At 35.1% G+C, this 14,375-nt stretch carries 13 protein-coding genes and 1 pseudogene; 3 read left to right on the top strand and 11 right to left on the bottom strand.

The annotated features are described in order from the left end of the window. Positions 1 to 13 precede the first annotated feature (13 nt). The 6 genes and pseudogenes from ABH959_RS04190 to ABH959_RS04165 form a co-directional block, all read right to left on the bottom strand. Entirely contained in the window at positions 14 to 1,723 is a 1,710-nt protein-coding gene (locus ABH959_RS04190; protein WP_113937821.1) for an acyl-CoA dehydrogenase family protein, read from the bottom strand. A gap of 155 nt (positions 1,724 to 1,878) precedes the next feature. Then, positions 1,879 to 2,787, bottom strand: a complete 909-nt coding sequence (gene prpB, locus ABH959_RS04185) for a methylisocitrate lyase (RefSeq protein WP_404492305.1) — start codon at positions 2,785 to 2,787, stop codon at positions 1,879 to 1,881. Positions 2,788 to 2,805: 18 nt separating this feature from the next. Then, the gene (gene prpD / locus ABH959_RS04180; RefSeq protein ID WP_002085755.1) at positions 2,806 to 4,242 is read right to left on the bottom strand and encodes a 2-methylcitrate dehydratase; all 1,437 of its coding nucleotides are present in this window, start codon (positions 4,240 to 4,242) and stop codon (positions 2,806 to 2,808) included. 98 nt (positions 4,243 to 4,340) lie between these two features. Beyond that, positions 4,341 to 5,462: a citrate synthase gene (gene mmgD / locus ABH959_RS04175; RefSeq protein WP_002127276.1), complete on the bottom strand. Its 1,122-nt coding sequence runs from the start codon at positions 5,460 to 5,462 to the stop codon at positions 4,341 to 4,343. Between the two features lie 415 nt (positions 5,463 to 5,877). Beyond that, positions 5,878 to 6,104: pseudogene (locus ABH959_RS04170) on the bottom strand (HesB/YadR/YfhF family protein). Beyond that, positions 6,085 to 7,239, bottom strand: a complete 1,155-nt coding sequence (locus tag ABH959_RS04165) for an MFS transporter (RefSeq protein WP_113937819.1) — start codon at positions 7,237 to 7,239, stop codon at positions 6,085 to 6,087. The pseudogene ABH959_RS04170 and the gene ABH959_RS04165 overlap by 20 nt, the downstream one beginning before the upstream one ends. Before the next feature lie 235 nt (positions 7,240 to 7,474). On the opposite strand from ABH959_RS04165, the gene ABH959_RS04160 reads away from it, so the two are divergent. Continuing rightward, the gene (locus tag ABH959_RS04160) at positions 7,475 to 7,753 is read left to right on the top strand and encodes a hypothetical protein (RefSeq protein ID WP_002136183.1); all 279 of its coding nucleotides are present in this window, start codon (positions 7,475 to 7,477) and stop codon (positions 7,751 to 7,753) included. An 80-nt stretch (positions 7,754 to 7,833) separates the two neighbouring features. Here the strand turns inward: ABH959_RS04160 and ABH959_RS04155 are convergent, their stop codons facing one another. Further along, the gene (locus ABH959_RS04155; RefSeq protein WP_113937818.1) at positions 7,834 to 10,341 is read right to left on the bottom strand and encodes a transglycosylase domain-containing protein; all 2,508 of its coding nucleotides are present in this window, start codon (positions 10,339 to 10,341) and stop codon (positions 7,834 to 7,836) included. A 466-nt stretch (positions 10,342 to 10,807) separates the two neighbouring features. Here ABH959_RS04155 and ABH959_RS04150 point away from each other — a divergent pair, with 466 nt between their 5' ends. Continuing rightward, positions 10,808 to 11,017, top strand: coding sequence for a KTSC domain-containing protein (locus ABH959_RS04150; RefSeq protein WP_002035375.1), 210 nt, complete (start codon positions 10,808 to 10,810; stop codon positions 11,015 to 11,017). Positions 11,018 to 11,084: 67 nt separating this feature from the next. Here ABH959_RS04150 and ABH959_RS04145 read toward each other — a convergent pair whose 3' ends face one another. The 4 genes from ABH959_RS04145 to ABH959_RS04130 all read right to left on the bottom strand — a co-directional run bounded on the left by ABH959_RS04145 (position 11,085) and on the right by ABH959_RS04130 (position 13,790). Further along, positions 11,085 to 11,297 (bottom strand): YqaE/Pmp3 family membrane protein, encoded by a 213-nt coding sequence (locus ABH959_RS04145; protein WP_002085763.1) that lies wholly within the window; start codon positions 11,295 to 11,297, stop codon positions 11,085 to 11,087. Positions 11,298 to 11,597: 300 nt separating this feature from the next. Next, complete coding sequence (locus tag ABH959_RS04140) at positions 11,598 to 12,257, bottom strand: DUF6944 family repetitive protein (protein WP_113937817.1); 660 nt, start codon at positions 12,255 to 12,257, stop codon at positions 11,598 to 11,600. A 158-nt stretch (positions 12,258 to 12,415) separates the two neighbouring features. Continuing rightward, positions 12,416 to 13,126: an SDR family oxidoreductase gene (locus ABH959_RS04135; RefSeq protein ID WP_113937816.1), complete on the bottom strand. Its 711-nt coding sequence runs from the start codon at positions 13,124 to 13,126 to the stop codon at positions 12,416 to 12,418. 325 nt (positions 13,127 to 13,451) lie between these two features. After that, positions 13,452 to 13,790, bottom strand: a complete 339-nt coding sequence (locus ABH959_RS04130) for a hypothetical protein (protein WP_113937815.1) — start codon at positions 13,788 to 13,790, stop codon at positions 13,452 to 13,454. A gap of 212 nt (positions 13,791 to 14,002) precedes the next feature. Between ABH959_RS04130 and gerPF the strand changes: the two genes are divergently transcribed. Then, the gene (gene gerPF / locus ABH959_RS04125; RefSeq protein ID WP_001141569.1) at positions 14,003 to 14,218 is read left to right on the top strand and encodes a spore germination protein GerPF; all 216 of its coding nucleotides are present in this window, start codon (positions 14,003 to 14,005) and stop codon (positions 14,216 to 14,218) included. Positions 14,219 to 14,375: the final 157 nt, after the last annotated feature.

Raw genomic sequence — 14,375 nt, 5'->3', positions numbered from 1 at the left:
GCTTTCCTCCTATTTACACAATATATTTCCCGCGATTTATAATAACTTTCGCAATATCTCTCTTTTTCGTAAATAAGTTTGAGTATAAAGGCACTAATAATTGACGGATTTCAGCTAATATTTCTTGTCTATTTTGTTCTTCTGTGACAGCTGCTGAAAGAATGGAAATCGCCGATTCTTCTACTTTACGATATCCTTCTTCACAAATAACATCTGTTATCATTTGCTTCGTACGCTCTTTTTCCTCACCATTTTTACTAACTGCTTTCCTCGTACGTAAAAATGCTGATTCCATGACGTACACGTCCGTCAACATATTTGATAATACGCGTGAATATTCTTGCTCTTGCTCAATTTTTAAACCTGGAGTTTTAGAGAGCGTTTTCAAAGATTGTTTCAACAATTTTTTCGATAATAAAATGTAACGATGGTTTCTTTCTACATTTGCTACATCAATTTCTACTTCAGCATCTTCTATTTGTTCGATTTGCTTCATTAACATTTTTGCAACTGTTAATCTATTAATTTCATTCGTTCCTTCAAAAATACGACTAATCCTAGCATCACGATATAATCGTTCTACTTCGTATTCTTGCATATAACCGTAACCACCATGAATTTGTACAGCTTCATCTACGATATAGGCAAGCGTTTCAGAAGCGTTTACTTTATTCAGTGCACATTCAATTGCAAATTGGGACATTTTTTTCATAAGATCTTCATCACTCTCATGAATTGCTTCATCAATTACACCCGCTGTACGGTAAGCTGCACTTTCTGCTCCATATGTAGAAATAATCATATTGGCAATTTTCTCTTGAATCATCGTAAAATCTACTAATTCCGTTTGGAACTGTTTTCTCTCTTTTCCATATTGAACTGATAAACCGATTGCTTGTTTTGCTGTTCCAATATTTCCAAAAGCAAGTTTTAGTCTAGCGAAGTTAAGAATATTAAGAGCTACGTGATGCCCTTTCCCAACTTCCCCTAAAATATTTTCAGCGGGGATGACAACATCTTCTAAAATAAGCGTCGCTGTTGAAGAACCTTTAATCCCCATCTTCTTTTCTTCTAATCCTATTGATACACCTTCACATGTTCTTTCGACAATAAACGCTGTCATTCCTTTATTTGTCTTCGCAAAAACAACGTATACATCTGCCATATGAGCATTTGTAATCCACTGCTTCTCACCATTCAACTTCCAAGCAGTACCCTCTTCATTCAATACTGCACTCGTTTTTGCACTTAATGCATCAGAACCAGCATTTGGCTCAGTTAAAGCATAAGCCCCAATCCATTCTCCCGATGCGATTTTCGGTAAATATTTTTCTTTCTGTTCTTTCGTTCCATAATATATGTAAGGCAATGTACCTACACCGGCATGTATATTAAAAGAAACGCTAAATGCACCAGCGTAACCCATTTTCTCTGCTACAAGACCTGAGACAGCCTTTCCTAACTCGAATCCGCCATAATCTTCTGGTACCTCAATGCCTAATAATCCAAGTTCCCCAGCTTTCTCAAATAATTGACGAGAAACTTTATAGTTATGTTGTTCAATATTCTCAATTTGCGGGACAATTTCTTGTTTAACGAATTGTTCTGTCGTTTTTGCAATTAAATCTTCATCCCCTGAAAAATCTTCTGGTGTAAAGAAAGTATTATTCACATCTTTATTGAGTGAAAAAAATTCATCCCATGGTAACTTCGTTTTCTCCATCTGAATCCCCCTATCATTTCGGCCTTCGTTGCTCTTTGCATATGCTCGTCTACGATGAGTGGAATATCTTATTATTGAAAACAGAAGGCGATGATTTTTCACTTCAAGCAGTTCGTTTTGCCAAAGATGTATTTTCATCGCCTAAATCCTTCTACCTATTGATCTTCAGATAATACTGTTTTTGCAATTCCAGTATCTAACTCTTCAAAGTCATGATATGAAATTGTTTCATATAATTCACTTCTCGTTTGCATATTAGAAAGTGCATCTTTTTGAGAACCTGTTTCCTTAATTAGCGTAAACACATTCTCATATGCTTTTGCAGCAACACGAAGTGAAGTTACAGGATAAATTACTATTTGGAAGCCCATATCCACAAATTCCTCTGCACTATAATATGGTGTTTTTCCGAACTCAGTCATATTTGCTAGTAAAGGTGCATTCACTTTGCTAGTAAATAAACGGAATTCTTCTTCCGATTGAAGCGCTTCTGGGAATATTGCATCTGCCCCTGCTTTTACATATGCATTCGCTCTTTCAATCGCTGCATCTAATCCTTCCACGCCGCGAGCATCTGTGCGTGCTACAATATATAAACTTGGCGCAACTTCTTTAATCGCTTTAATTTTTTGAACTAATTCTTCTGTAGTAACAAGTTTCTTACCGTTTAAATGTCCACATTTTTTTGGTAATTGTTGATCTTCAATTTGAACAGCCGCTACTTTCGCTTCTACCATTTCTACAGCTGTTCTCGCTACGTTTAGTACTCCACCAAATCCTGTATCAATATCAACAAGAACTGGTAAATCTGTAGCTCTAATTAGATCTCTTGCTCTTTCAGCTACTTCAGTAGATGTCACGATACCTAAATCTGGTAGACCTTTACTTGCAGTGTAAGCAGCTCCCGATAAATATAGAGCTGAAAAACCTGTATTTTTCGCAACAAGAGCCGCCATTGCATCATGAGCACCTGGAATTTGCAAAATTTCATTTGCTTCTACTAAAGCTCGGAAGCGATTCGCAAGCTCCTCTTGTGTTGACTGTTTATTCACAACCCAAGCCATTATAAATTCCTCCTATTATTAAATTAAGAATAGATCTACAAATTCGTTTACATTCATATTTTCTAGTTTTTCTTCATTTAGACAAGCTTCATGGATTTTTTCTTGTTGCTTACTAGAATAATGACCTGCCATATTTGCAGTGAATTTCCGAACAACTTTTGGAATTGCTTCGTCTCTACGGAAACGGTGGCCAAGTGGGTATTCACATTCCACATTTTCTGTTACAGTACCATCTTTAAAATGAACTTGAACAGCGTTGGCGATTGAGCGCTTGTTCGGGTCAAGGTAATCTAAACTGTACTGTTTGTTTTCAACAACAACCATCTTATTACGTAATTCATCTACACGTGGATCATTCGCTACTACATCCTCATAATCATCCGCAACGATATCTCCTTTTAATAAACCTATTGCAGTAATGTATTGTAAGCAATGATCGCGATCAGCTGGGTTATTTAATGGACCTTCTTTATCGATAATACGAATTGCTGACTCATGAGTTGTAATTGTAATACGATCAATTTCATCTAATCTTTCTTTAAGTTCCGGATGTAATTTCACAGCACATTCTGCAGCTGTTTGTGCATGGAATTCTGCTGGGAATGACACTTTGAATAATACATTTTCCATTACATAAGATTCTAGCGGTCTTGCTAATTTTAATTCCTGTTTATTAAATAATACATCTTGGAATCCCCATCCTGGCGCAGATAATGCTGTTGGGTAACCCATTTCACCTTTTAGAGCAGTCATTGCAAGATGAACACCGCGGCTCGTCGCATCTCCTGCTGCCCATGATTTACGTGAACCAGTATTTGGAGCATGACGATATGTACGAAGACTAGAATTATCAATCCAAGCATGTGATAATGCATTAAAGATTTCTTCACGCGTTCCGCCAAGCATTTTCGCAACTACTGCAGTTGTTGCTACTTTTACGTATAATACATGGTCAAGACCAACACGGTTTAAGCTGTTTTCTAAAGCAAGTACACCTTGAATTTCATGTGCTTTAATCATCATTTCTAGTACTTCACGTACTTTTAATGGTTCTTTTCCTTCTGAAATACGAACGCGGCTAATATAATCTGCAACTGCTAAAATTCCGCCTAAGTTATCAGATGGATGTCCCCACTCTGCTGCAAGCCAAGTATCGTTATAGTCTAACCAACGGATCATACATCCGATATTAAATGCGCCTTTTACTGGATCTAGCACATAAGATGTTCCTGGTACACGTGTACCATTTGGCACGATTGTTCCTGGTACAACTGGTCCTAATAATTTCGTACACTCTGGGTATTGTAGTGCTAAAATTCCACATCCAAGTGTATCAAGTAATACGTAGCGAGCCGTACTGAATGCCTCTGCACTTGTAACCTCTTTATTTAATACATAGTCCGTAATTTCTTCTAATAATGCATCTTTTTGTTTAATTTCATTTGTTTTAATCATGCTATTCTTCCCTTTCTGTCGAAAATTCGTTATTATTAATGATGGGTGTCGGTCAAACACCCATCTGGCGGGCGGCGCTAACAACTCCCCAGTTGTTTTTATTTACTAAATGCATGTCGCTCGCCAATATAATTTACACGTGGACGGAACAAACGATTGTTCGCATGTTGCTCAATTACGTGTGCACATAGCCCTACTGTTCTAGAACTAAAGAAGATTGGTGTGTAAAGTTGAATTGGAATACCAAGCATCCAATATACTGGAGCAGCATAATAATCAAGATTCGGATAAATTCCTTTTTCCTTCTCCATAATTTTTTCTCCAGCTTCACACATTTCATATAGTGTATAATCGCCTTTCACATCACATAACTGCTTTAATGCTTCCTTCATCATAAGTGCTCTTGGATCCATCTTTTTCATATAAACACGGTGTCCAAAGCCCATAATTTTTTCTTTGTTATATAGTTTCTTCTGTAATAACTCTTCAAATTTCTCAACATTACCAGCTTCTAAAAGCATGTACATAACCGCTTCATTCGCACCGCCATGAAGACTTCCTTTTAAGGATGCAACTGCTCCTGTTAAAGCGCCGTATAAGTCGGATTGCGTTGATGCAATAACGCGTGCTGTAAATGTAGAGTTTGGCATTTCATGTTCACTATATAAAACAAGGGAACGATCAAAGATTTTCTCTTCAAGTTCAGTTGGTTTCTTTCCAGTTAACATATAGAAGAAATTCGCACTATATGACAATTCTTGAAGAGGCTCAATTGGTTCCTCATTATTTAAAATATGGTAGCTATTCGCTACAATATTTGGCACTTTACTTAAAAGCTTGTATCCTCGACTTTTATTCACTTCTAACGAGCGGTTTTCGATATCACTATCGTAACCAGCTAATGCAGACACGCCTGTACGTAGCCCATCCATAGGATGCGTTTCCTTAGGCAATGCCTTTAGAACATTGAATACACCTTCTGGCACTGCATATTCTTCTTTTAATTTCTTTTCAATTGTTGCTTTCTCATCCTCATTCGGTAAACGTTCTTCTAATAAAAGGTGCACAATGTCTAAATACTCTTTTGTTTTTGAGAGTTCGATTAAATCATACCCTTGAATTACAATTTCACCTTTTACTGTGTCAAGAAACGAAATTTTCGTTTCCGCTGCTACTACACCATCTAATCCCGGGGAAAATTTTTCTTCAGCTTTCATCATTATTTCCTCCAATCCTAATAGATCTTCGTGCACATAACTGTAAGCCTTTACAATAATATGAAACTACATTTCTATTTCAATGTATCAGAGTTTTTAGAAGATTTCAATTTATTTTACAATGATAAGTTTCCTATACTTTTACCGATGTAATAATACAATTTTTCAAAAATAACTTTCATCTTTTATAAAGAAAGGACAGACATCCTTTTACAATTTTTTAAAACGAAATATAACAATTATCCATATAATCCCACTAAATATACCTTTAATCCCTTTTTCTTCAACAAACATAAAAAACCGAGCTGCACTCATGCACAGCTCGGTTTTTTATAATATTTATTTCATATTCCCATAAATATAATTCTTATATAAAATTTATTTATTTTTAATAAAATTATTATTTTACATAATTAAATTAAATTTCTTCCGTTTCTTTACGATAGCTTACAACTAATTCATAGTTTTGAAAGTACGAAAGATCATCAAAATCTATAAAAATAAACTACCGTCTTTCTCAACTGGCACTATTTCCCGAACTGGTTTCTCAGAAACAATCCCTAAAGAATATCCGGGCTGAATTGAGCTATTTCCTCCGTACCTTACAATACATCAAATAGATTCATCATGCTTTATACGCAAAATCTTTTTTGCCTAATCGTTTTTTTACAAAAATAACAAATATAATTAAAGCTATTAATCCTGAAATTGCACTACCTGCGAATAAAATACGGTAACCAAACATTTGTGAAACAACTCCAAGTAAAATCGCACCTAATCCAATCCCTAAATCAAAAGCGGTAAAGAATGAAGCGTTAGCAACTCCTCTTTTACTAGGATCAACAATTGTCAGCATCGCTGCTTGTAAAGCGGGCTGTGCTGAACCGAATCCAACACCATATAATGCCGCTGCAATCATTACACCTATCAAACCATTTGAAATCGTTAGTACAACTATCGCTAAAATAGTAATACATAGTGCCGGAAGTATGATAAAAACTTCTCCATACTTATCTAATAGTTTTCCTGAAATAGGTCGTACAATTGTTAAAGCAATTGCATATACAAGAAAGAATGTCCCAGGATTCACATCAATTGATGACGCGAATAACGGTAAAAATGTTGTTATTCCTCCATATGCAAATGATAAAAAGAAAACAACAACCGTTATTGATAAAACGGATTTTTCAAACAGCTGAATTTTCCCTTTTTCTTTTTGTGGCGTGAATGGCATTTTCGTTATTAACGATAATACGACTGCCATAAAGGATAAAAGAGTTGCTAACAAGAATAGACCATGAAATGAATAATTTTGTACAACCCATAATCCAATCATCGGGCCAATTGCCATCGCGATTGTCATCGCCATGCCATACCAGCCCATCCCTTCACCACGACGTGAATCTGGAATAATATCAGTTATCGCTGTTCCAACTGCTGTTGTAGAAACAGCCCACGTCACTCCGTGAATAACGCGTAAAACAGCTAAAAGGACAATAGTCGATGCTAAATTATACGAATACATCGTTATCCCAAAAAATATGAGTCCGAAAATAATAAAAGATCTTCTACCATATTGATCTAACATACCTCCAATAATCGGTCGTATTACAACTGCCGCTATTGTAAACATTCCCATCATCAGTCCAACTTGTGATTCATTTCCACCAATCTCTTTAATAAAGAGCGGGAGCGTTGGAACAAGTAAATAAAACCCCGTAAATAAAAATAACATCGCGATAGTCATTTGTATAAATGATTTCGTCCATAATCGTTCCATTAAAATCCCTCCATAAACACGTAAAATATTACGATTAACACATCCATTGTATATGTTTCATATTCCTTTTCCCTCCGCTAATAGGCGTATCTTTTCGTAATAAATGGTCCACCATCAATTTAAGTTGGTCTTACGACTTTATGCCTATGTTTTAAGCAAAAAACCTATATATGTACCTTTATATGTTCTAGAAGAATATACTATTTTATTATTAAACTTAGGAGTGATCGTTTTCATGTGGGTATCACCAAGAATAACCGCCGTTGTCCCAGCAGCTCCCTCAATACATGTTCCTGCCGTTCATACAGCTAGTTCTGATGTTGGTATCGAACTTCCTGCCGCTTGGCAACAATATCAATCGACTGACCAAGTCACCCCTTCATTTTGGCATCATGGTACACACCCGAGTAGTACTACTTTTTATGGCCCTAGTTATCCAATACCGCCAACTCAAATTTTTTATCATTTCCCATCAATTTACTTTCAAAATTTCTATGGTACTTTTAACATTTAAAAATAATATTAACCTTTATAATATAAAAAGCACCAAAGGAACCGTTTTATCGGTACCTTTGGTGCTTTTATATACATTACTTATTGTCCATTATTGGCAGGGACTTCTCCTGTGTTCCCGCCAGTAGTTGGTGGCGTTGTTGCTGGTGGCGTTGGAGTTGTATTCCCTTGGCCTCCTCCACCGTTAGTCGGTGGGGTAGTATTTCCTTGATCCCCACCGTTGTTCGGTGGCGTTGTATTCCCTTGGCCTCCACCATTGTTCGGTGGTGTTGTATTTCCTTGGCCTCCACCATTGTTCGGTGGTGTTGTATTTCCTTGGCCTCCACCATTGTTCGGTGGTGTTGTATTTCCTTGGCCATTTCCATTATTTTGTTCATTTTGCTTATTTAATTCATCTTGTTTCTTTTGCTCTTCTTGCTTCTTAAGCTCTTCTTGTTTCTTAAGTTCATCTTGTTTCTTTTGCTCTTCTTGTTTCTTAAGTTCTTCCTGTTTCTTTAATTCCTCTTGATTTTTCTCTTCTTCAGTTTTTTGCTGTTGATCTTGTTTTGGTTGTTCCGTTGTATCCGGTACGCTAGTATTTGGGGATGAATCACGTTTTTCACCTTTTATACGCAATTCACTACCTTCTTGAATAACACTACTTGGCATTTTAAAGCGTGATTTATCTGTAGCCATCTCGCTCATCATTTCTTTAAAGATCAACTGTGCAATTTTCGTATTTTTACTACTAATATACTCGTCTTTACCATCTTTCGTATATCCAGTCCATACTGCCATCGTATATTGCGGTGTATATCCTGCAAACCAACTATCACGAGTTGCACTTTCTGGAATTCCATATTGTGCTAGTTGTTTTGAAGAATAGTTAGTTGTACCTGTTTTACCAGCTACATCTAAAGAGGCCACATTTGCCGATGTACCAGTACCTGATGTAACTACAGAACGAAGCATATCAGTAATCATATATGCTGTAGAATCCGCCATAACTGATTTTGGTTTTTGTCCAAAACTTTGTGACTTGCCGTCTGGATAAACTACTTTCTTAACAAAATGCGGCTTCGTATACTTACCGTCATTCCCAAATGCCGCATAAGCACCTGCAATTTCAGTTGGTGACGCTTCATTTGTACCGATTGCTGTTGATTCTGTCGGTGCTACATTAAATGTAATACCTAATTTCTCAGAGAACTCTTTCGATTTACTAATACCTACCTCTTTAGCTGTTTTAATAGCTGGGATATTACGTGACTTTGTTAGTGCTTCACGCATTGAGATTGGCCCTAAATGACTTCTATCTGCATTTCTAACTTCTTGGCCAGTTGAATACTTAAATGGAGAGTCATCAATTTGATGATAAGTAGCCCATTTTAAATATTCAATTGCAGGAGCGTAATCAAAAATTGGTTTCATCGTTGAACCAGCTGCACGATCTAATTCAATCGCCATATTATGCCCTTTAAATACTGCTTTATTTTCACCGCGCCCACTACCTATAGCGCGAACTTCTCCAGTTTTCGTATCCATAAATGTGAAAGCACCTTGGAATTTATCATTTGGATAATTAATAATATTTGTATTCAAAATATTATCAGCTAATTTCTGTGCTTTTGGATCCAATGTTGTATAAATTTCTAAACCATCAGATCCAATATTAACATCTGGTATTTCCTTTTCTACTTCTTTCACTACTGCATCCATAAATGCAGTATATGGCATCGCTTGTAGTTCAGCTGCACTCTTAATATTTTTATCCACTGGTACTTTCGATGCTTCTTCCATTTCTGCCTTTGTAATATAACCATGTCTATTCATTAAGTTTAGTACAGTATTTCTTCTTTCTGTTGCCCTTTGAACATTTTCTTTTTTCGTTGGGTCATAGTTATTCGGTGCTTTTGGTAAGCCAGCTAGCATCGCAACTTCTGGTAATGTTAAATCTTTCAATTCTTTACCGTAGTAGTTTTGTGCTGCTGTTGCGATTCCATATGAACGGTTTCCTAAATTAATTTTATTTAAATACATCTCTAATATTTCATGTTTTGAATATTGTTGTTCTAGCTTATACGCTAAATATATTTCCTGAACCTTACGTTTTGACGTTTTTTCCATCGATAAGAAGTAGTTTTTAATAACTTGCTGCGTTATCGTGCTACCACCTTGAGAGCCATAATCTCCTTTAAGACTAACTAAAACTGCACGAGCAGTACCTTTAAAATCTACTCCGCTATGCTCATAAAAACGCGAATCTTCTGTTGCTAAAAATGCATTTTCTACTAATTTTGGGATTTGATCATACGTAACATTCGTCCGCTTTTCTTTCCCATATTCATATACCAAATTCCCGTCTTTATCATAAATTTTTGAGGATAACGGATTAACAAGTTTTGCTTTCTCAAGTTTTGGTGCATCCTTAATCATTACGAAAAAGGTAGCAACCCCTGCCACTAAACCTACAATACCCAGTAGTAAACAACTGATTAAAAATTTACGAAAAAACGATGTTTTACCTTTTGGTTTTGTTTTTTTAGAAGCTGGCTGTTTTTTCTTTTGAACTTGTCGTCGCTCCTCTCGAGAACGATAATTTTCTGACATGTTACTTTCTCCTGCCTTTCAATTCTCCCGTTGATTTACTTGAAAATATTGAGGTCACTTTCCCAAATACATTTAATCAAGAAAGTATATTGACCTGGAGCATTCAATATTTTCCCAATTCACAGATTATACATTTTAGAATACTTCTTATACAAACTATTTTCACTTCTATTTTTTCTAATAATACTGCCCCTTAAAGCATAGAATGTAAGAAGTGGATTTTTAATACCTCGTATAAATAATATACCTTTTTTTCAAATGGTCAATATTTTCTTATTTATAAATCAAAGGTGAAATAAAAATAGCACAACGATATGTACTTCGTGTGAACTTCCTTGTAATTACGTATAACAAACATTTGATATATTGCATATAAGTATAATACTCCTTTAATTATTAGGATTTCAACACGACAATCCCCTTCTCTACAAGAAACCAGCTAAAATGAAAAATAAGGAGTTGCGTAATGATGGAGCTATCTCCCGTTATTTCAAAAAAATTAGTTGCTGTTGGCTATAATCCTTTTTCTATGATTTTACGTATTCAACTAAAGAATGGTATGTATGATTTCTTCAATGTGCCAGAAAGCATTTACACCGGTTTATTAAACGCACACTCTAAAAGTTATTATCATAATACTTATATTAAAAATTCTTACCGCTATACTAAAATTTAAACTTGATTGGCATACAAAAAAGAAAGGCGAATCAAATCCCCTTTCTTTTTTGTATGCCAATCGCAATTTATCTTCTATTTCTTTTATTAATTTCATCATACGCCTGAACTTGTTTTTTAAGTCGCCTGTCGGCTTTTTTATCATGTACGACAAGAACTGCGTGTATCGCTCCTGGAACCCAAAAAATTAAGGTTAAAATGAAATTAATAATCGCTTGAAACGGCTTTCCGCAAAATAAAACAGCTACCGGCGGAAGTAGAATTGCTAATAAGTACATCATGTCTGAAAAACTCCTTAATGTTTATTTTTCGCTTCTTCCCCATCCATCTCCTACACTATCAAACCTATGAAATCATGTTATTTCTAAAAGCGTATATAAGAACTCATCATTACAAAAATCACATATAATAGTATAACTAAATAAGAAGCCTCTCACTAACGTTAACAAGTTATTTTCACCTGTTCGTTTATATGTATATTCTACGCCTATATGAAAAAGCCTACAAAAACAATTAACACATCCATCTTGTCCTACTTCTAAAATTGAAATACTCCAAACTTCATTGAAATGAGTATTTCATCACCTTTTCTTAGATTCCAATCGTTGTTCCTCTACTATTTCGGTTAATCCAATTGCTGAAATTACAGTACCTATTGCCTGTATCCAAATACCTATTAGCCCTATTATACGTTGATCTTCTTTATCTATATTACTGTCTTCTTTTTCCTTTTCTTCTTTTGGTATATTTTTAATACCTTCATACGCTTGTAATCCCGCACCTAAACTTTGCATTGAATTCCCTAATACGATAATCCACTGTATTCCATTTATCTCATTCAATGCTACTTCTACTCCTAAAAAAGCGCCAATTGATTGCAAACTATTTCCAGTAATTATAAGGAAATCATTTTCTTTCATTTGTTCATTGAGATTAAAATACGTTCCTATTACATTTGAAATATTACCTAAAGCTAATAACTCAATCCCCGTTTTCGCTAGCGCTTTATTTTTATTATCTATAGTTACCTCTTGCTTCTCACATTTATCTTCATCCTTCGCATCATTAGTTGCTATAATTTGTAATATATATCCGAGAGCTTGTAATGAACTCCCTACAATAACGAGATCCGACTCAATCTTTTCTTCCCCTGCAAACCCTCTAGTTGTTCCAATTGCTGCTATAAGATTTCCTCCAACTTGAAACCATGCCCCTGTCAATTCTAAATCGCGTAGGTTCATTTCCCATCACCTATATTTAAATTTTCTAGTACATTCAAAACAAACAAATATCACCTTTAATTCATTATTCTATTTTTCATATGTAATTTTGTGCATCACATAATGTACTAATAATACAAAAGAGCACCTTTCAGGCGCTCTTTTTGACAAGGAGTTTCTCAATGAATGTATGCCGGACATGTCAATGACTCACCGTTTTTATCTATTGATATATTTAATATATAATGAATTGCTTTATGTGACCACATTTCAGGTGTAGGAGATTCTTTTACATATTGAGGTGCACATAAGTCAAGCATTGGAGTGCTAATACTGCCACCTGGATCTAAAGCAACTACTGCCATACCATTTGGTAGTTCCATTGCCATTGACTGCGTGATACCTTCAACAGCAAACTTCGAGGCACAATATGGCGCAAGTTCAGCCTCGCCTTCTCTTCCCCAACTAGAGCTCATGTTAATAATAATTCCTTCTTTCCTAGCTATCATCGCCGGGACGAACGCCCTAATGACATTTACTACCCCGTTCACATTTACACTCATTACACTTTCAAATTCTTGTGCAGTAACTTTCCATAGAGGTGCATTTTGATTAACAATCGATGCATTATTTATTAACATATCGGGAGCCCTATACTTATTAAGAATACGACTTGCCCATTTACTAACTTGGTGATGATTTGAAACATCAATTATTTGAAAATCATGTGAAGCACCGTAATATTTATTAAGCTCTTCAATTTTATTTTTTGAGCGTCCACACCCTACTATGTTCCACCCCAATTCATGAAACCTATCAACCATTGCACGTCCTAACCCTTGCGTTACTCCAGTAATAATTACAAGTTTCCCAATGTCGTTTCGCTCCAACTTCATCTCCTCCTTTCCATTAATATTACTCTTTTTATTCTTATTCAACTTCTCACTTAAGTATCAATTCATTTCATACTTTAGAAGTATTTTTAATATTACATATTACAAACAAAAAGAGTAACCATCATAGTTACTCTTTTTGTTTGTATCGCTATTATTTTTAAATTGTATCTTCTATTCCCTACATTTCTCACATCGATAAATATAGGTTACACCTTAATGAAAGTATATTTATGTTTACGGTTCGATTTATCCAAATACTTTTCAATCCACTTTTTCAACTTAACAGAGCCCACCTCTATCAATAAATTTCCACCTAGTCTTATAACATACTTTTATTTAAATTCTCAATCTCATTTTGCAACTTTTTAAATTGCTCAAAATGCATTGTTATAGATTGAATACTATTCCTTTCAACATTTTGCTTTACTAATAAAACGCCTGTATCGTGAAAAATTGCTTCAAGTTCTTTCCTTATAGATACTTTCGTAATATATGCGGTTTTAATTGCCGATAAAATTGCTATTTCATTAAAATGTAATTTTATTTCATTAGGACAAAATGCTTTTTCGATCAATGTGACATCATTACTATAAATAAAAGCAACAAGTTTACTTGATTCTGCATCTGTTAAATCCACTGTTTTTATAACATTATCCATTACATTTTGCCTCCTTTAATTCCATATATATTAATTATTCAAATTTGTTCTTTTTAAAATTCAGCTCTTCATTAATTTTAACATACTTTTTGCTCGATTGATTAAACAAAGCTTCAAACATTTTTCTATTCCGGAATATTTGTCAAATGAACCAATTAGACTGTACCTTCATATAGTAATGCAAACAATTACTTATAAAGTAGGTGAAAATTATGCCCTCAGTTGTTGGGAATTTAGTTGTACAAAATAGTAACGGATCTTTCAACTTAGGTGATTTCTACAATGTTTCCCCAAAAGAGAATACGAAAGCTTATAACGGCTCTGGCGCATCTAACGTTGGTTTCGTAGTGAACACTTTTAGTGGGGTTAGCGCGACTAATACATTTGATTCTGATCTAGCAGATCAAAACCAAGTTGGTACGGCCTAAACAGCTCTGTAATCATTTTTGTATAACATTTTAAAATTTGTCTATACTATACTCAGGCTGATACACAGCTATCGTCGATTTTTTGAGTGCCAATCTTTTTCTCCCTTTCCCTGGGACTAAGCAGCTAGCTTGCATCTAGCTGCTTTTTCATTTAGTT

Origin of the sequence: Bacillus sp. RC51 (assembly GCF_044908115.1) — a bacterium.
In the GTDB taxonomy this organism is placed as follows: Bacteria; Bacillota; Bacilli; order Bacillales; family Bacillaceae_G; genus Bacillus_A; species Bacillus_A mycoides.
This window is presented reverse-complemented; position numbering and strand designations above follow the sequence as displayed.

What these genes read in the sequence shown, in the direction of transcription:
- ABH959_RS04140 (WP_113937817.1), bottom strand. Translation starts at nt 12,257, where the DNA reads ATGAACCTACGCGATTTAGAATTGACAGGGGCATGGTTTCAAGTTGGA.
- ABH959_RS04150 (WP_002035375.1), top strand. Translation starts at nt 10,808, where the DNA reads ATGATGGAGCTATCTCCCGTTATTTCAAAAAAATTAGTTGCTGTTGGC.
- ABH959_RS04160 (WP_002136183.1), top strand. Translation starts at nt 7,475, where the DNA reads ATGTGGGTATCACCAAGAATAACCGCCGTTGTCCCAGCAGCTCCCTCA.
- prpD (WP_002085755.1), bottom strand. Translation starts at nt 4,242, where the DNA reads ATGATTAAAACAAATGAAATTAAACAAAAAGATGCATTATTAGAAGAA.
- ABH959_RS04145 (WP_002085763.1), bottom strand. Translation starts at nt 11,297, where the DNA reads ATGATGTACTTATTAGCAATTCTACTTCCGCCGGTAGCTGTTTTATTT.
- prpB (WP_404492305.1), bottom strand. Translation starts at nt 2,787, where the DNA reads ATGGCTTGGGTTGTGAATAAACAGTCAACACAAGAGGAGCTTGCGAAT.
- ABH959_RS04190 (WP_113937821.1), bottom strand. Translation starts at nt 1,723, where the DNA reads ATGGAGAAAACGAAGTTACCATGGGATGAATTTTTTTCACTCAATAAA.
- ABH959_RS04155 (WP_113937818.1), bottom strand. Translation starts at nt 10,341, where the DNA reads ATGTCAGAAAATTATCGTTCTCGAGAGGAGCGACGACAAGTTCAAAAG.
- mmgD (WP_002127276.1), bottom strand. Translation starts at nt 5,462, where the DNA reads ATGATGAAAGCTGAAGAAAAATTTTCCCCGGGATTAGATGGTGTAGTA.
- gerPF (WP_001141569.1), top strand. Translation starts at nt 14,003, where the DNA reads ATGCCCTCAGTTGTTGGGAATTTAGTTGTACAAAATAGTAACGGATCT.
- ABH959_RS04130 (WP_113937815.1), bottom strand. Translation starts at nt 13,790, where the DNA reads ATGGATAATGTTATAAAAACAGTGGATTTAACAGATGCAGAATCAAGT.
- ABH959_RS04165 (WP_113937819.1), bottom strand. Translation starts at nt 7,239, where the DNA reads ATGGAACGATTATGGACGAAATCATTTATACAAATGACTATCGCGATG.